Annotated in this window: 21 protein-coding genes; 11 read left to right on the forward strand and 10 right to left on the reverse strand. The window is 53.3% G+C overall.

Going from position 1 to position 24,003, the window contains the following annotated elements:
• Positions 1 to 28: 28 nt before the first annotated feature.
• From mmsB to O4H49_RS17045, 4 genes are all read right to left on the reverse strand, one after another.
• Positions 29 to 910 carry a 3-hydroxyisobutyrate dehydrogenase gene (gene mmsB / locus O4H49_RS17030; protein ID WP_269424644.1) on the reverse strand — a complete coding sequence of 294 codons (882 nt, stop codon included), beginning with the start codon at positions 908 to 910 and terminating at the stop codon, positions 29 to 31.
• Positions 911 to 935: 25 nt separating this feature from the next.
• Positions 936 to 2,009: an enoyl-CoA hydratase/isomerase family protein gene (locus tag O4H49_RS17035; RefSeq protein ID WP_269424645.1), complete on the reverse strand. Its 1,074-nt coding sequence runs from the start codon at positions 2,007 to 2,009 to the stop codon at positions 936 to 938.
• Positions 2,006 to 3,166 (reverse strand): isobutyryl-CoA dehydrogenase, encoded by a 1,161-nt coding sequence (locus tag O4H49_RS17040; protein ID WP_269424646.1) that lies wholly within the window; start codon positions 3,164 to 3,166, stop codon positions 2,006 to 2,008. The genes O4H49_RS17035 and O4H49_RS17040 overlap by 4 nt, the downstream gene beginning before the upstream one ends.
• A gap of 99 nt (positions 3,167 to 3,265) precedes the next feature.
• Positions 3,266 to 4,765, reverse strand: coding sequence for a CoA-acylating methylmalonate-semialdehyde dehydrogenase (locus tag O4H49_RS17045; protein WP_269424647.1), 1,500 nt, complete (start codon positions 4,763 to 4,765; stop codon positions 3,266 to 3,268).
• 231 nt (positions 4,766 to 4,996) lie between these two features.
• On the opposite strand from O4H49_RS17045, the gene O4H49_RS17050 reads away from it, so the two are divergent.
• Entirely contained in the window at positions 4,997 to 5,902 is a 906-nt protein-coding gene (locus O4H49_RS17050; RefSeq protein ID WP_269424648.1) for a LysR family transcriptional regulator, read from the forward strand.
• An 85-nt stretch (positions 5,903 to 5,987) separates the two neighbouring features.
• On the opposite strand, the gene O4H49_RS17055 is transcribed toward O4H49_RS17050, so the two are convergent.
• Positions 5,988 to 8,216, reverse strand: coding sequence for an esterase-like activity of phytase family protein (locus O4H49_RS17055; RefSeq protein WP_269424649.1), 2,229 nt, complete (start codon positions 8,214 to 8,216; stop codon positions 5,988 to 5,990).
• A gap of 207 nt (positions 8,217 to 8,423) precedes the next feature.
• Between O4H49_RS17055 and O4H49_RS17060 the strand changes: the two genes are divergently transcribed.
• Positions 8,424 to 8,816 (forward strand): VOC family protein, encoded by a 393-nt coding sequence (locus O4H49_RS17060; RefSeq protein WP_269424650.1) that lies wholly within the window; start codon positions 8,424 to 8,426, stop codon positions 8,814 to 8,816.
• Between the two features lie 37 nt (positions 8,817 to 8,853).
• On the opposite strand, the gene O4H49_RS17065 is transcribed toward O4H49_RS17060, so the two are convergent.
• The gene (locus O4H49_RS17065; RefSeq protein ID WP_269424651.1) at positions 8,854 to 9,495 is read right to left on the reverse strand and encodes a helix-turn-helix domain-containing protein; all 642 of its coding nucleotides are present in this window, start codon (positions 9,493 to 9,495) and stop codon (positions 8,854 to 8,856) included.
• A 207-nt stretch (positions 9,496 to 9,702) separates the two neighbouring features.
• On the opposite strand from O4H49_RS17065, the gene O4H49_RS17070 reads away from it, so the two are divergent.
• From O4H49_RS17070 to O4H49_RS17110, 9 genes are all read left to right on the forward strand, one after another.
• Complete coding sequence (locus tag O4H49_RS17070; protein WP_269424652.1) at positions 9,703 to 10,110, forward strand: MerR family transcriptional regulator; 408 nt, start codon at positions 9,703 to 9,705, stop codon at positions 10,108 to 10,110.
• A gap of 81 nt (positions 10,111 to 10,191) precedes the next feature.
• The gene (locus tag O4H49_RS17075) at positions 10,192 to 10,686 is read left to right on the forward strand and encodes a PaaI family thioesterase (RefSeq protein WP_269424653.1); all 495 of its coding nucleotides are present in this window, start codon (positions 10,192 to 10,194) and stop codon (positions 10,684 to 10,686) included.
• 95 nt (positions 10,687 to 10,781) lie between these two features.
• A complete protein-coding gene (locus O4H49_RS17080; RefSeq protein WP_269424654.1) occupies positions 10,782 to 11,957 on the forward strand; it encodes an isovaleryl-CoA dehydrogenase in 1,176 nt (391 codons plus the stop codon).
• Positions 11,957 to 13,564, forward strand: coding sequence for a carboxyl transferase domain-containing protein (locus O4H49_RS17085; RefSeq protein WP_269424655.1), 1,608 nt, complete (start codon positions 11,957 to 11,959; stop codon positions 13,562 to 13,564). The genes O4H49_RS17080 and O4H49_RS17085 overlap by 1 nt, the downstream gene beginning before the upstream one ends.
• Positions 13,565 to 13,568: 4 nt before the next feature.
• Complete coding sequence (locus tag O4H49_RS17090) at positions 13,569 to 14,354, forward strand: enoyl-CoA hydratase/isomerase family protein (RefSeq protein ID WP_269424656.1); 786 nt, start codon at positions 13,569 to 13,571, stop codon at positions 14,352 to 14,354.
• A gap of 14 nt (positions 14,355 to 14,368) precedes the next feature.
• On the forward strand, positions 14,369 to 16,351 hold the full coding sequence (locus O4H49_RS17095; RefSeq protein WP_269424657.1) for an acetyl/propionyl/methylcrotonyl-CoA carboxylase subunit alpha: 1,983 nt from the start codon (positions 14,369 to 14,371) through the stop codon (positions 16,349 to 16,351).
• A 3-nt stretch (positions 16,352 to 16,354) separates the two neighbouring features.
• Entirely contained in the window at positions 16,355 to 17,284 is a 930-nt protein-coding gene (locus O4H49_RS17100) for a hydroxymethylglutaryl-CoA lyase (protein ID WP_269424658.1), read from the forward strand.
• Between the two features lie 31 nt (positions 17,285 to 17,315).
• Entirely contained in the window at positions 17,316 to 18,068 is a 753-nt protein-coding gene (locus tag O4H49_RS17105) for an SDR family NAD(P)-dependent oxidoreductase (RefSeq protein ID WP_269424659.1), read from the forward strand.
• Positions 18,069 to 18,127: 59 nt separating this feature from the next.
• Complete coding sequence (locus tag O4H49_RS17110) at positions 18,128 to 19,312, forward strand: acetyl-CoA C-acyltransferase (RefSeq protein ID WP_269424660.1); 1,185 nt, start codon at positions 18,128 to 18,130, stop codon at positions 19,310 to 19,312.
• Between the two features lie 69 nt (positions 19,313 to 19,381).
• On the opposite strand, the gene O4H49_RS17115 is transcribed toward O4H49_RS17110, so the two are convergent.
• The 4 genes from O4H49_RS17115 to O4H49_RS17130 all read right to left on the reverse strand — a co-directional run bounded on the left by O4H49_RS17115 (position 19,382) and on the right by O4H49_RS17130 (position 24,001).
• The gene (locus tag O4H49_RS17115; protein ID WP_269424661.1) at positions 19,382 to 20,629 is read right to left on the reverse strand and encodes a phenylacetate--CoA ligase family protein; all 1,248 of its coding nucleotides are present in this window, start codon (positions 20,627 to 20,629) and stop codon (positions 19,382 to 19,384) included.
• A gap of 76 nt (positions 20,630 to 20,705) precedes the next feature.
• Positions 20,706 to 21,533 carry an ABC transporter ATP-binding protein gene (locus tag O4H49_RS17120; protein ID WP_269424662.1) on the reverse strand — a complete coding sequence of 276 codons (828 nt, stop codon included), beginning with the start codon at positions 21,531 to 21,533 and terminating at the stop codon, positions 20,706 to 20,708.
• A gap of 108 nt (positions 21,534 to 21,641) precedes the next feature.
• Complete coding sequence (locus O4H49_RS17125) at positions 21,642 to 22,868, reverse strand: ABC transporter substrate-binding protein (protein ID WP_269424663.1); 1,227 nt, start codon at positions 22,866 to 22,868, stop codon at positions 21,642 to 21,644.
• Between the two features lie 68 nt (positions 22,869 to 22,936).
• Positions 22,937 to 24,001: a branched-chain amino acid ABC transporter permease gene (locus O4H49_RS17130; RefSeq protein WP_269424664.1), complete on the reverse strand. Its 1,065-nt coding sequence runs from the start codon at positions 23,999 to 24,001 to the stop codon at positions 22,937 to 22,939.
• Positions 24,002 to 24,003: the final 2 nt, after the last annotated feature.

Here is a 24,003-nt window from a genome sequence, read left to right on the forward strand (position 1 = left end):
AGGGACACTGGACAGACAGTAATCTACCTTATTTCTCGCCTTTGAGAAACTTGATAATACCGGAAAAATCTGTCGTTGCGCCGCCTTCGTTGTTGAAGAGCTGATAAAGTTCTTCAGCATGGGCCCCCAAAGGTGTCGACACACCGCTCGATTTGGCCGCTTCCTGAGAAAGCTTGAGATCCTTGAGCATCAATGCCGCGGCAAAGCCCGGTTTGTAATCATTATTGGCCGGGCTGGTCGGCACAGGCCCTGGCACCGGACAGTAGCTGTTGATTGACCAGCACTGGCCCGAGGATGTCGATGCAACATCAAACAAGGCCTGATGATCCAGTCCCAGTTTTTCCGCCAGATTGAAGGCTTCTGCAGAAGCAATCATGGAAATTCCAAGGATCATGTTGTTGCAGATCTTCGCGGCCTGGCCATTGCCATCACCACCACAGTGAACAATCTTGCCACCCATAACGCTCAGCAGTTCCTGCGCCTTGTCAAAAGCAGCCTTGCTGCCTCCTGCCATGAAGGTCAGGGTTCCTGCTGTTGCTCCGCCCACGCCACCAGAAACTGGCGCATCCAGGGAAAGCATCGATGCTTTAGTGGCAGCCTGATGGGCTGTTCTGGCGCTATCAACATCAATTGTCGAACAGTCAATGAAGAGTGTTCCCGCTTTAGCTGCCTTGAGGGCGCCTTCGTAAACGGCAAGCAGGTGCTTGCCAGCAGGTAACATGGTGATAACGGCGTCAGCTGTGGTAACGGCTTCTTCGACAGAGCTGACAATGTCTACGCCCTGGCTTTTGGAATGCGCCTTGGCCTCTTCGGAAAGATCGAAGCCCTTAACACTATATTTGGCCTTGACCAGATTGGCAGCCATAGGCCCGCCCATGTTTCCCAAACCGATAAACGCAACTGTTTTCATAATAGTACTTCCTTCTTAACCTGATTTATCGGACCAGTCTGGTGCTTAAGCCCAGCTCTTTGTCACCAAGGCTGTCAAAGCACACTTCAACCGCTTCATCCTGAACATCTTCAACCGCAGCGACAGACCATTTGGGATCTCCGGTTTTGTCGATGACTGCTGCACGCACACCTTCGGAAAAATCAGGCAAGGCGAACATTCTCAGGGCAAGCCGATATTCCATATCAAGCACGTCTTCAATTCCCCCAAGATTACGGGCTTTACGCAGGGCAGCCAAGGTCGCCTTCAGGGAATGGGGAGCCCGCCCCCGTAATGTCTTGACCAGTTCATCTCCCCAGTCAGTCCCTAGCCTTTCTGCTGCAGCAAGGATGTCTTCGATCCTGTCAAAGGAAAAGACATCATCTATGAGGCCGCGTGAAGCCGCGAGTGGGGGCTGTGAATTGGAGCTGACAAAGCCTCGTATAAGGGTATCTACATCGTTCCTGCTATCCATACCATAATCTGCAGCGATCAGGGTCTCAATCAGGCGTGGCAGGCGGTCACTTGAAACCTCAACATCGGCCAGTCCGGCATAAATCGCATCAACGGCTCCGATCCGGTGACCTGTCAATCCAAGATAGCTACCGATTTCTCCCGGTGCATTGGCAAGAAGCCAGCTACCACCAACATCCGGAAAAAGCCCGATAGCCGTTTCCGGCATGGCGATCATGGAACGCTCTGTCACAATCCGGTTACTGCCGTGGGCCGATACACCGACACCACCGCCCATGACGATGCCATCCATAACAGCAATATATGGTTTGGGATAGTTGGCGATCAGGGCATTTAAACGGTATTCATCCGCCCAAAATTTTTGAGCAAGACCATCTTTTTCCTGGGCAGATTTATAAAGTGCCCTGATATCACCGCCAGCACAAAGACCGCGTTCACCGGCCCCGTCGACAATAACAACCCGCACGGTTTCATCCGTCTGCCAGCGTTCCAGTGCGGCCAACATGCCGTGAACCATATCGAGTGTCAGCGCATTTAATGCCTTGGGGCGGTTCAGGGTTATACGGCCTGCAGCTCCCTCCTGACGGACAATCAGCTCATCAGTCATGCCTGACCTCCCTTGAGAAGATCACGGGAAATGATCAGGCGCATGATTTCGTTCGTCCCCTCAAGGATCTGATGGACTCTCAGATCACGCACAATTTTTTCAACCCCATAGTCAGCAAGATATCCATACCCACCGTGGATTTGCAGTGCTTCGTTCGCGACAGAAAACCCGGTGTCTGTGGCAAAACGTTTGGCCATGGCGCACCAGCGGGTGGCATCATGGGTTTTTGCATCGAGCTTGCAGGCAGCTTTATAGAGTAGTGTTCTTGCAGCTTCCAGTTCGGTGAGCATATCTGCAACCTTGAACTGCAGCGCCTGGAACTGGGCCAGGTTTTTGCCAAAAGCCTTGCGTTCGCCCATATAGGTAACGGCTTTGTCGAGTGCAGCCTGAGCTCCGCCGAGAGAGCAGGCGCCAATATTCAGGCGTCCCCCATCAAGCCCCATCATGGCAATCTTGAAGCCCTGCCCTTCTTCACCGATCATGTTCTCGGCCGGGATCCGGGCATCTTCCAGGATGACTGTACGAGTTGGTTGGGCCTTCCAGCCCATTTTCTTCTCGTTCGCCCCAAAGGAAACACCCGGCGCATCCTTGGGAACCAGAAAGCAGGAAACACCCCCTGCCCCATCACCACCCGTCCGGGCCATCACCAGATAGAGATCAGAGGTACCAGCCCCGGAAATAAACTGCTTGGTCCCGTTAAGAACAAAATCATCCCCCTCACGGACAGCCTTGGTCTTTAGGGCTGCAGCATCAGACCCTGCAGAGGGTTCTGTCAGGCAATAACTTGCAATCAAATCCATCGTCATCATGGATGGTAGCCATTTTTGACGTTGTGCTTCGGTTCCAAAGCGGTCAATCATCCAGGAAGCCATGTTATGGATCGAGATAAAAGCCGAAACAGCCGGACAGCCGCTTGCCAACGCTTCAAAAATCAAAGCTGCATCCAGCCTGCCAAGACCCGTTCCCCCGACATCATCCCGGACATAAATACCGCCCATACCCAATGCGGCAGCTTCGCGCATGACATCGACGGGAAAATGTTCTTTTTCATCCCATTCCAGGGCAAAAGGAGCGATCTTGTCGCGAGAAAAATCCTGTGCCATTTCCTGAATGGCACGCTGATCTTCGTTTAATTCAAATAGGTCAAGCTGGCTCATTGCGTTTTTCCTGCCCGGTCATGATTATTCCAGTTACTCAACGGCGATATATACAATAACAAGGGACGACCTGACGGATCGCCCCCTGTTTTTTTTGTATTACCCCATCGTCGGGATAGAAAACTCCGCGCCTTCTTTCACTCCGGAAGGCCAGCGTGACGTAACCGTCTTGGTTTTGGTATAAAAACGGATCGCATCGGGACCATGCTGGTTCAGATCGCCAAAACCGGAACGCTTCCAGCCCCCGAATGTGTAGTAAGCCAAAGGAACAGGGATCGGCACGTTCACGCCAACCATGCCGACGTTTACCCGGGTCATGAAGTCACGGGCGGTATCACCATCACGGGTATAGATCGCAACACCGTTGCCATACTCATGTTCACTTGGCAGACGCAACGCTTCGTCGTAATCCTTGGCACGAACCACGGAAAGTACGGGGCCAAAGATCTCTTCCTTGTAGATACGCATATCCGGGGTCACATTATCAAACAGGCACCCGCCCATGTAGAAGCCTTTTTCGTAGCCCTGCATGACGAAGTCACGACCGTCGACAACAAGTTTGGCACCTTCTTCAATACCAATATTCACATAGCCTTTAACACGTTCAACGGCTTCGGCTGTTACCAGAGGCCCAAAATCGGCATCAGGGTCTGTTGAAAGACCGATCCTGAGACTTTCAACCCGGGGGGTCAGCTTGGCAATCAGACGATCTGCGGTTTCTTCGCCAACAGGTACAGCAACAGAAATTGCCATGCAGCGCTCACCTGCAGAACCATATCCGGCACCGATCAGGGCATCGGCAACCTGATCCATGTCGGCGTCAGGCATGATAATCATATGGTTTTTGGCGCCACCGAAACACTGGGCGCGTTTGCCATTCGCTGTTGCGCGGGTGTAAACGTACTCGGCAATCGGTGTCGAACCAACAAAACCAACTGCGCGGATATCTTCATCATCAAGAATGGCATCCACAGACTCTTTGTCGCCGTTGACCACGTTGAGAATACCTGCAGGCAAGCCAGCCTCAAGCATCAGTTCACCCAGACGCAACGGCAGGGAAGGATCACGCTCTGACGGCTTGAGAATAAAGGCATTGCCACAAACGATCGCTGGCGCAAATTTCCACATCGGGATCATCGCCGGGAAGTTGAAAGGCGTAATCCCTGCAACGACACCAAGCGGCTGACGCATAGAGAACATATCGATTCCCGGGCCTGCAGCTTCGGTGAATTCACCCTTCTGCAGATGCGGAATTCCACAGGCAAATTCAACAACTTCCAGACCACGCTGGATATCGCCTCTGGCGTCGGGAATGGTCTTGCCATGTTCGCGCGACAGCATTTCAGCAAGCTCGTCATAGTGAGTATCAACCAGCTGTAGAAACTTCATCATGACGCGGGCGCGTTTCTGCGGGTTGGTCGCAGCCCAGGCAGGTTGTGCAGCCTTGGCATTCTCGACAGCGGCGCGCAATTCGGCGGCTGAAGCCAGCGGAACTCTTGCAGCAACTTCGCCTGTCATTGGCCAGTACACATCGCTGAAACGACCAGAAGTGCCTTTTACTTTTTTACCACCAATCAGGTGATAGAGTTCAGCGGTCATATCCGCATCTCCTTTACTGTGAGAAGTCAGGACCGACAGAAACAAATGTTCTGGTCTTCGATCATCTGACAATTGGTTATCCAGGTGTTCCTGTCGGTCAGAGAGTATTCCCTGAGATGCCGAGACTCCTTCTACGAAGCCCCACGCATAAGAACTTACCACAGAGACTTGCATTGTTTTTTTTGCACAGCTATAGGTAATAGCAACAAACCAGTGTGCGAAAATGCAATTATGAACCCGACTTTTGACTGGAATGATCTTCGCCCTTTTCTGGCTGTGGCCAGAACCGGCAAGCTCACCATAGCTGCCAAACGTCTGAAAGTGGATCACACCACTGTCAGTCGGAGGATACAGGCGCTTGAAAACGCGCTCAACGCCACTCTGTTCGAGCGTGGTCCACAGGGTTATGCCCTGACGGAAATCGGCCAACGCCTGCTTGGCGCTGCTGAGTCCATGGAGACGGTTGCCATGGGTGTTCAAAACGAGTTGGCCGGGGCTGATCTGACCTTGACCGGAGCCGTGAGGATAGGCGCACCGGATGGATTTGGCAGTTATTTCCTGGCCCCCCGGATTTGCGATCTCTGCCGGGCGCACCCCGGTCTGGAGATTGATCTGGTCGCCATGCCCCGCATGTTCAGTCTGTCAAAACGTGAAGCTGATATCGCCATTGGCCTCAGCCGCCCGACCGAAGGCCGCCTGCGTTCCAGAAAACTGACAGATTATCGCCTTGGGCTTTACGCTTCACCAGAATACCTTAAACGTCGCGGGCCGATCACCAGTAAAGACCAGCTCCAGAGCCACAGACTGGTTGGTTACATCGAAGACCTGATTTTCTCCCCCGAACTGGACTATGTTCCTCAGGTTGGCAAGGAACTGCGCCCCCAACTACGCAGTACCAACCTGATCGCCCAGATGCATGCCACCGCCACCGGGGCCGGGATCTGTATCCTGCCCTGTTTCATGGCCGACAATCATGAAAATCTGGTGCCGATCCTGCGCGAGGAAGTCAAAATCATGCGTACCTTCTGGCTGATCTATCATGCCGACCTCCAGGGCTTTGCCCGCATCCGGGCCACGGTCGATTTTATCGTCGAAAAGGTCACAGCAGCCCGCAAGGTCTTCCTGCCTGATACATAACGTAACAAGCCCTGACCAGAAGATCAGGGCTTGTTACGTCTAGTTACGGCCGAATAATTAAGGCAAAAATCGGCTGTTGAATAAATCAGTTTTGTGCAAGCACCTTATTCACCGGACCAAGGTTCATGAACAGTGTTTCCCCGTTGGAATCATCCACCCCGTCGTTGTCGGTAACGGCATAAACCGTTCCATCTGCAGCAACCGTCAGGCCTTCAATCTTGTCCGGTGTCCAGCCTTTAGATGTTTTCATATCCACCAGAAGATCGCGGATCAGTTCTTTTTCCAGAACCGGGATTTCTTTGGTGCCAACAGGCACCGGTTTGGTGTGGCGAACAGAGACCCGGTAAAGGCGTTTGATTGCAGCATCCTCACCGCCTTTGTTGTCACGCTCGACAATGGCCAACTCGCCATTGCCCAGGCTGGTAATCTCGCTCAAACCAACCCAGCCACCAGCCGGGCTTTCGGGTTTATCAAGACGATAGGCCAGAACACCCCAGATATTTTTATTAATGTCATAGGAGAGGATTTTACTGTAACCCTTTGGATCATCTTTCCATTCTCGCTGAACTGCGATGTAAAGCTGATCATCTGCCAAGGCTACACCTTCTAAACCGTGCTTGAGCATCTGGGCTTCGACAGCTTCAGGCAAAGCGATCTCTTTTATCACCTGACCCGTTGGTAAAACATGTAACAACTGGCTTTGGCGTTTTTCCGGCTTTGCTTCTGACACAACCCAGAATGATCCATCTTCTGCGGCTGCTATGCCTTCCAGATCCAGGTTCTCCATTGGCTTGCCATCTTTGGTCAGGCGACGGGCAGTGACAATACGGGCCGGGCTGGCGGACACATCAAGGGTGAAAATATCAGCGGTTGAATAGAAACTGTCATTAACCGCGTAAAGAATGCTCGGGTCGCTCGGGTTGGCTGTCAGGCCGGACAAGGCGCCCCAGCCAATGGGTTTACCATCGGGACCATCGACAGAAACAATCTGTGGCAGAACAGCACCCTCATTGCCCTGTTTATAGATTGTTACGTTAGAGCGGTACCCGTCCTCGGCGTTATCTTTTTCATTGGCAATAACCAGCAGCCCCCGCTCTGGAATTGCAACAATGCCCTCGGGCCCTACTCCACCACTTGGAAGCCCCTGAACCAGATCCAGACGATTATTCGGCATACCGGATGTTTCTACATCATGGAAAACACCGACCAGATTGGCGCGCTCCAGGCCAACAAAGACCAGGCGGTCCTTGCCAAAGGTTCCTACCGTCACACCTTCAGGTTCTGTTCCCTTTTTATGGGATCGTTTTTCCGGGTATTGCCCCATCGAAACAGCAAGCTCTTCAGTGAGCGCGCCGCTGTCATAAAGAACATCGCCTGCTGTAGAAAAGACAGTAAACCCTCTTGATCCGCCTTTGTAATCGCCCTCATTTGCTGTCACGAAACGGTTGTCATCAATCCAGGAAACAGCATCAGGTTCCCGCCGTATATCAGTCAGATCATCGGTCAATGAAATAGACTTGTCCTTAGAGGAATCAACACCGGAAACTGTCGAGGTCCCAGCAGAAAAATGGCGAATGATTTTATTATTCTCCAGATCAACCAGTGCAATGTGGTTGTTTTCCTGAAGTGTGATCACAGCCTGGTTTTTACTGTTAATCGAAACAAATTCCGGTTCTGGATCAGATGGTGCAATTTCGGCCAATCCAGTCAGATCAGTTATGGTGACTGCCTTGCAGTTTGAAAGGTTGCCTTCATCGCTAACAGCAAACGTTGCCAGATGTCCGGCAGGTCCCTGAGGCAGCAAACCGTCGTTCAGCTCTTCATCCCGCTCGTTTTCAACGGCCACGGCCAGGTATTTGCCATCGGGACTCAAGGCAACGGAATCAGGCTGCCCGGCAACATCGCATTTGGCAGCAATCTTGTCGGTTGTCAGATCGATAACGGCAAGATAACCGGAAGGCTCTTTATAGCTTTTTGAGGTATTAACACCTGTATAAGCGTAATTGCCCTTTACCGTAACCGAGGTGGGCTCCCCGCCAACCATGATTACACCAGCTGCTTTGGGACTGGCCGGGTCAAAGATATTTACCTTGCCAATCGCTTCGAGCGCAGAGTCTGTATAGACCAGCATTGTGCCGTTCATTGCAGAAGTGATAATTTCAGCACCGGTTTCCGTCACCAGCTCATTGCCTTTTGGCAGGTTCTTGTAGACAGGAAGGCTCGAAAGACGGCTAAAGCCTTCAACAGCCAGGCTGGGGCTCGCCATGCATAAGGCAATAACCGCCAGGCTGGCTGATTTGGCAAGATAGTTCATTAGTAAAGCTCCGGACACTATTTCAATCTATTCTCCTGCTATGAAGCTTCTTGGTGTCATCTGAATTTCAGTTTCATGTCACTTTTACGAAGCCTGTCTTATCTGTGAAGACAAAGAACTTTTTGTCGTATTTATTCAAGACAAACGAACTGCGCTTCTGCGAAGACTGTTTCATCGTAAAATCCTATTTTTATCAGGAACGGTTCCATGCACCTAAGATACACAATTCTCTATGTAGATAACGTCTCAGAAACACTCGATTTCTATATAAAGGCTTTTGGCTTCACTGAAAAAATGCGCCACGAAAGCGGGGACTATGGTGAGCTGGAAACAGGATCAACCACCCTGTCATTCTCTTCACGCAAATTGATGGAACAGCTGGGGAAATCTCCAGATCGACCAGATATCAGTCGCCCTGTCTTCGAGATTGCTTTTGAAACTGAAAATGTACCTCTGGCGCTAGAGACTGCAATCAAGGCAGGGGCGACACTTGTCCAGAAGGTTGAAGAAATGCCCTGGGGACAAACAACCGCCTATGTGGGAGATCCCAACGGTTTTTTAATTGAAATCTGTAGCTCGGTCTGCCCTATATCAGGTTAAGCAACAGCAGATTGAATAGCGAGAACAGATTGTATCCTCAAGCGTATGCTGGTACGTGCAGTTGCTCAAACTCCTCACCACCACACCGCATCTTCAAGGGACTGATCCCGAACCAGCGCTGAAACTCACGGGTCATATGCGCCTGGTCAGAAAAGCCAGACAGGTAAGCCAGCTCGGCAAGAGAAATTGCCTCTCTTACACGCCGGGCTGCTTTTCTAACCCGTGCCAGCTGGAGCCAAAAGGACGGTGGGCGTCCCGTTTGCTCTTGCAGTAATCTTTGCAGGCTTCGTTGGCTCAGCCCCAAAAGCCTCGAAGCCTGTTCCACCGTACCAACGTCTGAAGCCAGGCAAATCAAGGCCTCCTCTGCCGCAGTTTCAACAGCCGCGAAATCTTCAAGCAGACAACGGATCTCATCGGCCGTCGGGACCTTGCCCTCAATCTGTGCCAGAATTTCGTTTTCCTGAATGCGTAAAGCCGGATGCAGACGATAGCCTTTCATAAAGACACCTGCCGTCACGGCCACCTTATGTGTTTGATCCTGCAGGGGAGAAGCAAACCAGCCGGGTTTACCATTTCCCGTGAATTTCAAAATAAGATCACGACATCCATCAGGGATAATAGGTATGAAGCTGTCTTTATTGGCACAGGATTGCCAGCTATCCAGAATGGTATCAGTCAAATCCAGGCCCCTCATTGGTCCCATAATACTATGGATAAAAGTTATTCCTTCCAAGCCCCTGCTTAAAGAAAGTACAACTGGCCGATTCTCCTTGAAACTCATACATTACCAATGAAAATCGGAAACAATTATTTACTCAACTATATGTTATTTATACTATATTAAAATATTCTTGACCTTTACGTAAGATGCGTAAAAAATTGAAAAATGACAGATAGAAGCTATTTCACCATCACGGAGCTGACAGCCGAGTTCGGGATTACAACCCGGACCTTGAGGTTCTATGAAGACGAGAAGCTGATCAACCCGCGCAGACACGGGCGCAAGCGACTTTATACCCCGCGTGACCGGACCCGGGTAAAGCTGATCCTTCGTGGCAAACGCCTGGGGTTTTCCCTGGCAGAAATCAGGGAGATCATCGAAATGTATGATCACGCCCCGGGAGAAAACCGCCAATTGCAGATCCTGATGCAACGTATCAATGAACGAAAAGCCGAACTGGAACAGAAACGCCGGGATATAGAAGAAACACTGAAAGAGCTTGCCGACGTTGAAAGCGTCGCACTGATCCGGATAAGCGAACTCGAAAAATTGAAAAAAGATACGGGATCCTGAGCGCAGGAAACCCACAGAACCCGAACAGGGCGATCAACAGGACAAACACGTCAGGAACTGACTGACAGGAGCGAGGGGAAGATGACAAAGAGGTTCGATCCACCAAACCCGGATTACAAACAGCTGGTCATGGACAGTTATCACTATTCCGGATTTGGCAAAACGCTGGGGGCCGAGTTCAGCGTCATTGAGCCCGGCCATGTCGAGATGATCCTCCCCTTCCGGGATGAACTGGCCCAGCACCACGGTTTTTTCCAAGGCGGTGTAATCGGAGCCATGGCGGATTATGCCGGCGGTTTTGCCAGCTATACACTGATCAATGCAGGTGATTCCATGCTGACAGTTGAATACAAGATCAACATGATGGCGCCGGGTGCGGGTGTAAGCCTGCGCGCGACCGGAACAGTCCTGCGCCCCGGCAGACGGGTCACCATAGCCAGAATGGATGTTTTCGCCCGGCAAAGTGACGGCAGCGAAGTTCATATCGCCGCAGGTCAGGGTACCTTTATGCGAATGGAAAACACGCCAGATGTCGCCGCAACAATCGGCCGACTGCAAAAGAACAAAACAAACTGACCGTACTAACAAAAACACAGAGCCAGAATTTCCATACATTAATTCCTCAAGCTCTGTCACAATTGATCAAACGTCCGTAAGCGGAGAAGCAGAACATGAGCACCGGCCATAATTTCCCCAGCCTGAACTTTCATCTCGGTGAAGAAATCGACATGCTGCGCGACAGCGTCAAGGCCTTTGCCGAGGCCGAGATTGCCCCACGCGCCGCTGAGATAGACAGCAGCAACGAGTTCCCGATGGATCTCTGGCGCAAAATGGGTGATCTCGGACTTCTTGGTATCACCGCGGCTGAAGAGTTCGGCGGCAGCGGTATGGGATACCTCGCCCACATCGTCACCATGGAAGAGCTTAGCCGCGCTTCGGCCTCTGTCGGCCTTTCCTACGGCGCGCATTCAAACCTTTGTGTCAACCAGATCAAACGCAACGGCACCGACGCCCAGAAACAGAAATACCTACCCAAGCTGATTACTGGCGAACACGTCGGTGCCTTGGCCATGTCTGAACCCGGTGCCGGATCAGACGTGGTTTCCATGAAACTCAAAGCCGAGAAAAAAGGCGACCGCTATGTGCTCAACGGGACCAAGATGTGGATCACCAACGGCCCTGATGCCGATACTCTGGTGATCTATGCCAAAACTGATCCTGACTTAGGGGCAAAAGGCATTACCGCCTTTATCGTGGAAAAGAATTTCCCCGGATTTTCTGTCGCCCAGAAACTCGACAAACTTGGCATGAGAGGCTCGAATACAGGCGAGCTGGTGTTTGATAACTGTGAAGTCCCCGAAGAAAACATCCTTGGTCAACTGAACGGGGGTGTGCGTGTTTTGATGTCCGGTCTGGATTACGAGCGTGCAGTTCTCTCCGGCGGGCCGCTTGGGATCATGTCTTCCTGTCTCGATGTGATCATTCCCTATGTCCACGAGCGCAAACAGTTCGGCCAGGCCATCGGTGAATTCCAGCTGATGCAGGGCAAGCTTGCGGATATCTATGCCACATGGAATGCAACCCGTGCCTATGTCTATGCCGTCGGTCAGGCCTGCGATCGTGGGGAAACCACCCGCAAGGATGCTGCCGGAGCAATTCTCTTTTCTGCTGAAAAGGCCACATGGATGGCTGGTGAATCAATCCAGGTTCTTGGTGGCAATGGCTATATCAATGACTATCCGACCGGGCGTCTGTGGCGGGATGCCAAGCTCTATGAAATCGGGGCGGGTACCAATGAAATCCGCCGGTATCTGATTGGCCGTGAACTCTTCGGGGAGACAGCCTGATGTCGGTTATCCGTTCCAAGATCTCACCGAGATCCGAGAGTTTTAAAACCAACGCGGCCCATATGCAGGGACTGGTTGATCAACTGAACTCGGTTCTGGCAGAAACCGCCAAAGGTGGCCCAGACCACGCCCGCGAAAAGCATCTGGCCCGTGGCAAGATGCTGCCGCGCGAACGGGTTGAAGCCCTGCTAGATCCCGGATCGCCTTTTCTCGAGATTGCACCGATCGCAGCCCATGGCATGTACGATGCCAATATCGCGGCAGCGGGGGTGATTGCCGGGATTGGGCTGATCTCTGGTGTTGAGTGTATGATCCTGGCCAACGATGCCACGGTAAAGGGGGGAACTTACTATCCCCTCACGGTGAAAAAGCATCTGCGGGCGCAGGAAATTGCACTGGAAAACCGCCTGCCCTGTGTCTATCTGGTTGATTCCGGTGGTGCCAATCTGCCGAACCAGGACGAGGTTTTTCCCGATCGCGATCACTTTGGCCGGATCTTCTACAATCAGGCCCAGATGTCCTCAAAAGGCATTCCCCAGATCGCTGTTGTTATGGGTTCCTGTACCGCAGGCGGAGCCTATGTTCCGGCCATGTCAGACGAGACCATTATCGTCAAGGAACAGGGCACGATATTTCTGGGGGGTCCACCACTGGTCAAAGCAGCGACAGGCGAGGTTGTCTCGGCTGAAGACCTTGGCGGGGCAGATGTCCATACCCGCCTGTCCGGGGTTGCAGATCACCTTGCAGAAAATGACGCCCATGCCCTGACCATCGCCCGGCATGTCGTCGCCAATCTCAACTGGCAAAAACCGAACCAGCTCAATCTGAGCAAACCGGAAGAGCCGCTTTATGATCCCAAAGAGATCTATGGTGTGGTGCCAAGCGATCTGAAAACCCCCTACGATGTCCGCGAAGTTATCGCGCGCATTGTCGATGGCTCCCGTTTTGATGAATTCAAAGCGCGATACGGCACCACCATTGTCTGTGGTTTTGCCCGCATCTGGGGTTATCCGGTCGGGATCGTTGCCAACAACGGTATTCTCTTTTCCGAAAGCGCCCAGAAAGCCGCCCACTTTATCGAACTCTGTGCCCAGCGTGGTATTCCGCTGGTGTTCTTGCAGAATATCTCGGGCTTTATGATTGGTCGCAAATACGAGTCCGGTGGCATTGCCAAGGACGGTGCCAAGATGGTGACAGCAGTGGCAACGGCGGCAGTTCCCAAATTCACCGTTCTCATCGGCGGCAGCTTTGGCGCCGGAAACTACGGCATGTGTGGCCGTGCCTATCAGCCGCGTTTCCTCTGGATGTGGCCAAATTCGCGCATTTCCGTCATGGGCGGCGAACAGGCCGCTTCTGTTATGGCAACCCTGCGGCGGGACAACATCGAAGCCAAGGGTGACAGCTGGTCTGCGGATGAAGAAGCCAGGTTCAAACAACCCATGCTCGATATGTTTGAAGAACAGGGCTCGCCTTACTACGCCTCTGCCCGGCTCTGGGATGACGGGGTGTTTGACCCGGCCCGGACCCGGCGGGTTCTGGCACTTGGATTGTCCGCTTCTCTCAACGCCCCGATCAGCGACACCAAGTTTGGTGTCTTCAGGATGTAATGCCATGAGTTATCAAACACTTGAAATCGAAATTCGCGAAGCTGCGGCCTGGGTCTGGATGAACCGTCCGGATATTCATAACGCGCTTGATGAAGTAATGATCGCAGAGCTGACAGACGCCTTTACCACTCTCGGCAAAGACATCTCCGTTCGGGCCATCGTCCTGGCCGGACGGGGCAAAAGCTTTTCCGCCGGGGCAGATCTGGGCTGGATGAAACGGGCCGCCACCTTCTCCGAGGAAGAAAACCGTCAGGACGCGCTCAAGCTGGCAAAGATGCTCCAGGCCATTGCCCATTGCAGCAAGCCGGTTATTGCCCGGGTACAGGGCGCGGCCTTTGGTGGCGGCGTCGGATTAACCGCTGCGGCAGATATCGCAATCGCCGGGGAGCACGCCAAGTTCTGCCTGTCCGAGGTAAAACTTGGTCTGGTTCCGGCAACTATCGCCCCTTACGTCGTTGCTGCGATGGGAGAACGTCAGGCCCGACGTTATTTCCTCACAGCCGAAGTCATCCGGGCCGAGCGGGCGCGGGAAATCGGCTTTGTCCATGAGAGCTGTGCGGATGACCAGCTGGATGTGATGATTACCGAGATTCTCGCGGCTTTGAAACTCGCCGCACCGGATGCTGTTGATGTTGCCAAGGATCTGATCCGCAGCGTTTCCAATCGCCAGCTTGATGAAAAGTTGATGGGCGAAACGGCAGAACTGATTGCCCGTCAGCGGCTCGCGCCAGAAGCGCGCGAGGGACTGACCGCCTTTTTTGAAAAACGCAAAGCCTCCTGGGTTGCCTGAGATAGGATAAACAGATGTTTAAAAAAATCCTGATTGCCAATCGCGGGGAAATTGCCCGGCGGATTATTCGCACCGCCCGTCTTATGGGTGTTAAAACTGTTGCGGTCTATTCTGATGCAGACAAAGACGCCCCCTTCGCCAAAGAAGCCGACGAGGCAATCCACATCGGCCCGCCTGCCCCCGCTGAAAGTTACCTGCTTGCAGATCGTATTCTTGAAGCCGCAAAACTGACCGGCGCAGAAGCAATCCACCCAGGCTATGGTTTCCTGTCAGAAAACGCAGCTTTTGCTGAAAGCTGTGCCAAATCTGGCGTGGTTTTTATCGGGCCACCAGCCAGTTCGATAATCGCCATGGGGGACAAATCAGCCTCCAAACGCCTGATGCGCGAGGCTGCGGTTCCACTTTCTCCGGGTTATGAAGGTGAAGATCAGGCACCTGATCTTCTCGCAAATCAGGCGAAAACAATCGGCTATCCCGTTATGATAAAAGCATCTTCCGGCGGTGGCGGCAAGGGGATGCGCATTGTCCACAATGAAAAGGAATTCGCTGCGGCCCTGGCATCCTGTCAACGCGAAGCCAAAGCCGCCTTTGGCGATGAGCGGGTCCTGATCGAGAAATTCATCGTCAATCCGCGCCATGTGGAAATACAGGTGTTTGCCGATAATCACGGCAATACCGTGCATCTGTTCGAACGGGATTGCTCTGCGCAAAGACGTCATCAGAAAGTCATCGAAGAAGCCCCTGCCCCTGGCCTGAACGATCAGACCCGTGCTGCCATGCACAAGGCAGCTATTGCCGCCGCCGAAGCCGTGGGGTATCGCGGCGCAGGGACGGTTGAATTCCTGCTTGATCCCAGCGGTGACTTCTACTTCATGGAAATGAACACCCGGCTTCAGGTCGAACACCCAGTGACAGAGATGATCACCGGGCTTGATCTGGTGGAATGGCAGCTGCGTGTTGCAGCTGGCGAGCCCCTGCCCGCCAGACAGGATGAAATCAGCCTGACCGGCCACGCTTTTGAAGCCCGTATCTACGCGGAAGATCCCGATAACGACTTCCTGCCGGCAACAGGTCACCTCACCCGGCTTTCCTTTCCTGAAGCTTCGGAAAACATCCGGGTTGATGCCGGGGTCGAGGAAAAAGGAACCGTTTCCCCGCATTATGATCCCATGATTGCCAAGCTGATCTCCTGGGATGAAACCCGGGAACGCGCCCTGGATCGTTTGATCGGCGCTTTGGGCGAAACCCGCATTGTCGGCCTGACCACCAACGTTTCGTTCCTCTCCCGACTGGCTTCGGTCGAGCCCTTCAAAAAGGCAAAGCTGGATACCGGTCTGATCGAACGGGAAAAAGCCGCGCTGTTTCCAGCACCCAAAGCACTGCCCGATACCGTGTTGGTTCTTGCAGCTCTGACCGAACTTCTTGGTCATCCGCCACATGGTTCGTCCTCTGACCCCTTTTCCCCCTGGGTTGCCCAGGATGGCTGGCGTCTTGGCGGACGGGCCACGCGTTTGCTGCGTTTTATGACAGGGGAAAAAGCACACCTTGTGGCCGCAGTCTATCATGCCGAAGGCTATGCCCTGCAGATCGGTGCAACCGGATATGAAGTCACCGGAAGCGTCATGGGGGATATCGTCACGGCCAACATCGACGGTCATCGCATCGTCGCGGCAGTTGTCAGCAACGCGCTGGAACGCCATATCTTCCTGGAGGGGGCGCATTATCAGCTGGATCTATTTGATCCTCTGGTCGCCGCCGAAAACGTCGATGATGACACGGGTGGCCTGCGCGCGCCCATGCCCGGAAAAATCGTCAAGCTCTTTGCCGCTGCCGGGGATCTTGTCGAACGTGGCGCTCCGCTGCTGGTTCTCGAAGCCATGAAGATGGAACACACCATTCTTGCGCCGGTAAAGGGCAAGATCACAGCCTTCCTCGCCCAGGAAGGCGATCAGGTTGATGATGGCGACAGTCTGGTTGAACTGGAAGCGGAGGAATAGCCGATGACGGTAACAAACCAGACAAATCCGGACAGGGTAAAAATCGTCGAGGTCGGACCAAGGGACGGCTTGCAAAACGAGCCCTATCTGGTGCCGACAGACGCCAAGATCGAGCTGATCGAACGCCTGTCCGATACCGGGCTTTCTGCGGTTGAGGCCAGTGCTTTTGTTTCGCCCAAGTGGGTACCCCAGATGGCAGACGCCTCAGAGGTTATTACAGGCATCAAGAAACGCCCGGGGGTGCGCTACCCCGTGCTGACCCCCAACCTGAAAGGGCTGGAACGGGCGATTGAGGCGGGCGTTGATGAAATTGCCGTATTTGGTGCGGCGTCCGAAAGCTTTTCCCAGAAGAACATCAACTGTTCAATCAAGGAAAGTCTGGAACGTTTCTCCCCGGTTATCGCCACGGCCCTGAAAGAAAACATCCGGGTCCGGGGTTATGTGTCCTGTGTTCTTGGTTGCCCCTACGAAGGCCCAATCGCCGCTGAAAAGGTCGCGGAAGTCTCGCGGGAACTGCACGCCATGGGCTGTAGCGAAATCAGTCTCGGCGATACCATCGGAATCGGCACGCCGCTTTTGACCAAACGCATGATCGAAACCGTGGCCAAATCTGTACCTATTGAACAGCTTGCAGGCCATTATCACGATACCTACGGTCAGGCTCTGGCCAATATCTTTGCCTCCTGGGAACTGGGCATTCGGGTTTTTGATACCTCGGTTTCCGGTCTCGGCGGCTGCCCCTACGCCAAGGGCGCTTCGGGCAATGTCGCCACCGAGGATGTGATCTACATGTTTAACGGCATGGGCGTTGAAACCGGGGTTGACCTGACCAAACTGGTCGAGACCGCCTGGTACATCTCGGGCGTTCTTGGCAAAGCACCGGGGTCAAAACTGGCCCGCGTTATGGAAGAACAGATCAAGAAATCAGCTTAAGCTGTAGCAGGAAGATAAAAGGATAAAAGCCATGAAACTCTCTGGACTTACCGCATTGATTACAGGTGGTGGCTCGGGCCTGGGCGAAGCTGTCGCCCGTCACCTTGCTGACAAAGGCGTAAAGTGTGGCCTGATTGATCTGAATGACGAGGGTGTCAACCGCGTTGCCACAGATATTGACGGCCTGGCGGTGACGGCGGATGTGACAGATCCGGATGCAATCCGTTCTGCCGTATCCATGATTGAAAAGATGCTGGGTCCGATCCGCATTGTCGTGAACTGTGCCGGAATTGCGCCGGGTGCCAAGCTGGTTGGCCGCGAAGGGGCCCACGATCTTGATCTTTTCCGAAAAACCATCGAGATCAACCTGATCGGCGCATTCAATGTCATGCGTCTGGCAGCCGAACGAATGGTGAGCTACGACGAAGTTGACGGTGAACGCGGTGTGATCATCAACACCGCCTCGATCGCCGCCTGGGAAGGCCAGATCGGGCAGGCCGCTTATGCGGCATCAAAGGGCGGTGTAGCCTCCCTCACTTTACCGCTCTCACGTGAACTGGCCCGTAGCGCCATCCGAGTTGTTGCCATCGCTCCGGGCGTAATGGAAACCCCGATGGTTGCCGGAATGTCGGACAAGGTCAAAGAAGCCCTGATTGAAAAGAGCCTTTTCCCGAAACGCCTTGGCCAACCTGAAGAATTTGCAGCTCTTGCGGCCCATATCTGTGAGAATGCCTTCCTCAACGGCACAACCATTCGCCTTGACGGTTCCGTCAGGCTTGCCTGACGCGCTGCCTGTCCCGAAAACGCTTGTTCAAAATGACTATAAACAAAGTGGAACACATCATGTCTGATCCCGTTGTCATCGTCTCTGCCGCCCGGACCCCGATGGGCTCTTTTCAGGGAACTCTTTCCCCTCTCTCCACCACCGATCTTGGTGCTGTTGCGATCAAGGCCGCGGTTACCCGCGCGGGGATCGCCGCCGAGGATGTCCAGGAGGTGATGATGGGCTGTGTCCTGCCCGCAGGTCTGGGTCAGGCCCCCGCCCGTCAGGCCGCAATCAAGGGCGGCTTGCCCCTTTCCGCTGGCTGTACCACCGTGAACAAGGTCTGCGGCTCTGGCATGAAGACCGTCATGCTTGCCCATGATGCGCTGCTCGCAGGATCTGTCGAAATCATCGTTGCCGGTGGAATGGAAAGCATGACCAACGCGCCGTATCTGCTGCCCAAAGCTCGTGGTGGCATGCGCATGGGCCACGGCACTGTCGTCGATCACATGTTCATGGATGGCCTTGAAGATGCCTATTTCGACAAGGGTGGCCTGATGGGCACCTTTGCTGAAAACACTGCCGACAAATATGCCGCCACCCGCGAAGAACAGGATGCCTTTGCCATTGAAAGCCTTAACCGGGCCAGAAAAGCTTCCGAGACAGGGCTGTTCAAAGACGAAATCGAGCCCCTCACCGTCAAGCACCGCAAAGGTGAAACCTTTGTTGAGCAGGACGAACAGCCCTATGCCGTCGATACCAGCAAGATCCCCAACCTGCGCCCGGCGTTCCGCCCCGATGGCACGGTGACGGCTGCTTCTTCTTCCTCGATTTCCGACGGGGCAGCAGCTGTTGTCCTGATGCGCCAGTCCGAAGCAACAAGACGCGGCCTGAAACCTCTGGCAACCATCAAGGCACACGCCACCCACTCTCAGGAGCCCTGCTGGTTCACCACGGCCCCTGTCGGCGCGATCTCCAAAGCCCTGGATAAAGCAGGCTGGACGTCGGAAGATGTTGATCTCTATGAAATCAACGAAGCCTTTGCCATTGTCACCATGGCCGCGATGAAAGAACTCAATCTCCCGCATAAAAAAGTCAACGTGCATGGCGGGGCCTGTGCCCTCGGCCACCCGATTGGCGCTTCCGGCACCCGGTTGATCGTGACCTTGATCCATGCCCTGAAACAGACCGGCGGCACCAAAGGCATCGCCAGCCTCTGCATCGGTGGCGGCGAAGCCACAGCATTGGCTGTTGAGTTGATCTAGCTGATCAAGAAAAGGGCTGTATCACAGATCAAACTGGATACAGCCCTTTTCTTCGTTCGCATACCCCGTTTACACAACGCCCGAGGGTCGGGCGTCATCGATTACCTTGCCGTCGTTTGGCAGCGATCCAACAGCGGCAAAAACAACATCCCCCCGCAATCTGCAGTGCACCCGGATGGCTTCTTCGATGGATGACTGCAGTTCGGCATTCTCAGCGCCGCTTGTAACTTCGCAATGGAAGGTCAGATTGTCTTTGCCACCCTGTTCCGTGACTTCAAGACGGGCTTTGACAAGCTGGTCATGGCTGGCGACAACCCGGGCGACCTGTTCCGGGTGGACAAACATGCCGCGGATCTTGGTTGTCTGATCGGCGCGGCCCATCCACCCCTTGATCCGGCGGTTTGTTCGCCCACAGGGGCTTTGTCCCGGCAGAATCGCCGAGAGATCACCTGTGGCGAAACGGATCAGGGAATAATTGGGATTAAAACAGGTCACCACTACCTCCCCGACTTCACCGTCTTCGACCAGATCCCCCGTGCCCGGCCGAACGATTTCAACGATCACATCCTCGTCGAGGATCATGCCCTGCAAAGCCGGGCTTTCATAGGCAATCAGACCAACATCTGCCGTTGCATAACACTGCAGAACAGTAATACCGCGCTGTTCATAATATTTACGCAGATCAGGGAACAAGGGGCCTCCCGTGACCAGAGCCCGCTTGATCGAGGTAATCGGCGTGCCCAGTGCATCGGCCTTTTCCAGAATGATCTTGAGGAAGTCAGGCGTGCCCATATATCCGCTGGCCTGAAAACGGTTGATCGCCTCGACCTGTCCTTCGGTTTGCCCGACACCGCCGGGAAAAACGGCACAGCCCAGGGTTCTTGCCGCATAGTCAAACATGATGCCCGCTGGCGTAAAATGATAGGCAAAACAGTTATGGGCGACCTCGCCCTTGCGAAAGCCGGTCGCATACAAGGCCCGGGCGATGCGCCAGATGTCCTCATCTTTGCCCTGGGGCTCGACAATCGGGCCGGGAGAGAGGAACAGGCGCGCCATTTCACCTGCAGGTACCATTCCCAGACCACCGAATGGGGCCTGGGCCTGCTGCTGTTCAATCAGTATGGATTTCCGAACAACTGGTAAGCGTGACAGCTCTGCAAGAGATGTGATCTCTTCTGCTGTAACGCCGGACAGCGTTTCCTTGTAAAAGGGAGCAGATTTCTGTGCCGAAGATATCAGATCCCGCAGTCTGACCAGAAGGCTTTCCTCACGCTCTTTCTGGTTACGGGTTTCTTTCTGGTCAAAAAAATCACTCATAACAAATTACCTGTCACCTGGCCCTCAATGGCCGCACTCAATTTTAAAAACTGTACCTCGACCTTTTCAGGCGAGATTACAACCAGCGTTTACGCCGTTTGAAAGATTTGATGTTTTTAAAGGACTTGCGCTCCTGCCCTCCACCACCAAGATAGAATTCCTTGACGTCTTCGTTGTTCATCAGCTCTTCGGCGGTGCCATCAAGAACGATCTTGCCATTTTCCATGATATAGCCGTAATCAGCCGCCTGTAATGCCATGTTGGCGTTCTGTTCGACCAGTAGGACTGATATTCCCAGCTCCCTGTTCAGGCGCTTGATAATACCAAAGACTTCCTTGACCAGCAGCGGCGACAATCCCATGGAGGGTTCATCCATCATGATCAGTTTCGGGCGTGCCATCAATGCCCGGCCAATGGCCAGCATCTGTTGCTCACCACCAGAAAGATACCCGGCCAGACCGGTACGTTCTTTCAGGCGCGGGAAATAGCTAAAGACCTTCTCGATATCTCCGGCAACATTGGCCTGAGGCTGGGTAAAGGCACCCAGACGCAAATTTTCGATAACGGTCATGTCCTGGACAATCCCGCGTCCTTCCATCACCAGAAAGGTACCATTTCGGACAATTTTTTCCGGGGGCATATGGGTGATATCCACCCCGTTATAAACCACATCACCCCGGGTAATTTCCCCGTCTTCCGAACCAAGCAAGCCCGCGATGGCCTTGAGTGTTGTCGACTTTCCAGCCCCGTTTGCCCCGAGCAGAGCCGTTATCTGTCCGCGTTTGGCATTCAGGTTCAAGCCACGCAGGACCAGAATAACATCGTTAAAAACCACTTCGATATTATTCACAGACAGGATTGTATCTTCCTGGGTCTGGTTTTTCAGCTGTGTAACGCTACTCATTGATCAGAACCTCTGGCACAGAATATCAGGGGACATCGGGGTATCTGGAGAGAAAGAACAGGCCCGCCCGATGACGGGCCCGTTCTTGGTCAAAGGGATTGATTACTCTTAATAACCAACCCAGTCATCACGGCGTGGCAGGGTCATCTCGGCAATACGCTCGATGTTAACGCCACCATCTTCAAAAGATCCCTTGTTGATAGAAACCACGGTGCTGCCGCGGTGATCATCAGCAGTCCAGTTTGAAGGCAGACAAACACCTTCAAGTCCTGCAGGAACCCAGTCTTTCTTGGCGTACATCCCCTGTTTGATATTCGCCCCGGTCAGACCACCATTTGCCTTGGCCCACTCCATGGCCTCTTTCATGTAAAAAGCAGAACAGACACCACGAATATAGTGATGGGTTGGTTTGGCATCTTTGGAGAAACCGCTCATATCGGCGATTTTGTATACCAGATCCATTCCCGGTGCATAGGCATCCCAGAAAGGAGTTGCTGTGGGGAAAACATAATCTTTGGCTTCTGCTGCCTCAATTGTCAGATAATCCCCGGCCCAGATATTGCCCATATAGGTCACATCCGCCCCAACGGTATTACAGGATTTCAGCAAGGAAATAACAGAACCACCCAGGTTTCCAACATAGGCATAATTGGCACCAGACTCTTTGATGGTCAGACACTGTGCCTTGAAATCACCGGGTCCAAGCGGCACCACGACCGGTGGCAAGACTTCCAGACCAAGTTCAGCAGCGTATTCGGCACAGCCTTCTTTCGGTGCGTTCGGATAGGGATGATTATCACCGGTATGAACGAACTTGGGCTTATCAATCCCTTTTTCCTTGGCATCGCCAGCAGCCCACTGCACCAGAGCCCGGCAGGCATCGGTATAGGACGGGCCATAGAAGAAGTTATAAGGGGCAGGTTTTGCGGTTTTCGGGTTTTTCCCGGTTGGATCAGTCAGGTGACCCGAATAAGACGCGGACCAGACAGGAACCTCATCCTTGGCAACAAAGGAAATCAGGGCTTCTGTGTCGCCAGTTCCCCACCCCTGAAGGGCGATCATGCCTTTTGATTTCCATTTTTTATAATTGGCAATCGCTTCTGGAACCTTGTAGGCGTAGTCGATGGTTTCCATTTCGATTTTTGTGCCGTCGATACCGCCCGTCGAGTTGATATAATCAACCGCATCACGGACCCCTGGCCCATAGAATTTACTTACAAAAGACGTTGGTCCGGTATAGTCGACCAGATGCCCAACAAAGACAGAATCTTCGGCCAGAGCCGGGCTTCCTGCTGCCGCCAGGGCAAATGTTGCGGCGAGAATGCGCTGCTTCATACTTTCCTCCCTATTGGCGGCTTATTGTTATTTCCTCACCCTGGCCGCCGCAGTGTGAGAAGCCTCTCTTAATGAGAGAATGGATAAAGCTTCCAGCTGGCACGGATCATGCGCCAGCGGTGGATCAATCCTTCGGGTTCAAAGATCAAAAACAGAATGATCACAGCCCCGACAGACATTTCCTTGATATAGGCCTTGCCCTGTTCCATAGCAGGGAATACCACAGCCATCGCGCTGGCGGCTTCTTCCATGAACTGCGGCAAAAGCATGATAAATATGGTGCCCAGCAAAGACCCTGTTACTGAGCCAAGACCGCCAATAATAATCATCGCCAGGAACTGGATTGACAAAAGAATGGTAAAGCCTTCGACGGATACATAACCGAGGTAATGACCGTAAAGCGCCCCACCCAGCCCGGCAAAGAAGCTGGAAACCCCAAAGGAGAGGATGCGATATCTGGTCAGGTTAATGCCCATGATTTCGGCAGAGAGATAATGATCACGGACAGCGACCAAGGCCCGCCCATCCCGTGAGCGGCGCAGGTTGCTTACCGCAAGAAAGGACACAATGACCCAGAAGAGGACAAGATAGAAATACTTCTGATCTGTATCCAACTCAATGCCAAGGAAATTCACGGTTTCGGCCAGAGACCCGGACGATCCGCCAGAAAACCAATCCGCCCGGGCGAAGAAATCCTGCAGGATAAACTGGGACGCCAAGGTGGCAATTGCCAGATATAATCCTTTCAGTCGCGCGGCAGGAATACCAAAGATCATGCCAACTGCTGTGGTCAGAACTCCTGCCAGGGGAATACAAATAAAGACTGGCAAGCCTGTTGTGTTGTTAATCCAGGCCGAAGCAAAGGCACCAAATCCAAAAAACGCAGAATGCCCAAGGGAAATCTGCCCGGTAAAGCCCACCAGAACATTCAAGCCCAGAGCCGCAATGGCGAAGATCCCGATCATCAGCATCTGGCTGATATAATAATCGTTCAGAAACAGGGGCGCGACCAGTAGGGCTGCTATCCCTGCATAGATGCTCCAGCCTTCGAATCTGGTGCGAAACAGTGACGTGTCATCACTGTAAGAGGTCCGGAAATCACCACAAGGGCGCGGATGAGGAACATGAGACATAG

Origin of the sequence: Kiloniella laminariae, from assembly GCF_027214005.1 — a bacterium.
GTDB classification, from domain to species: domain Bacteria; phylum Pseudomonadota; class Alphaproteobacteria; order Kiloniellales; family Kiloniellaceae; genus Kiloniella; species Kiloniella laminariae_A.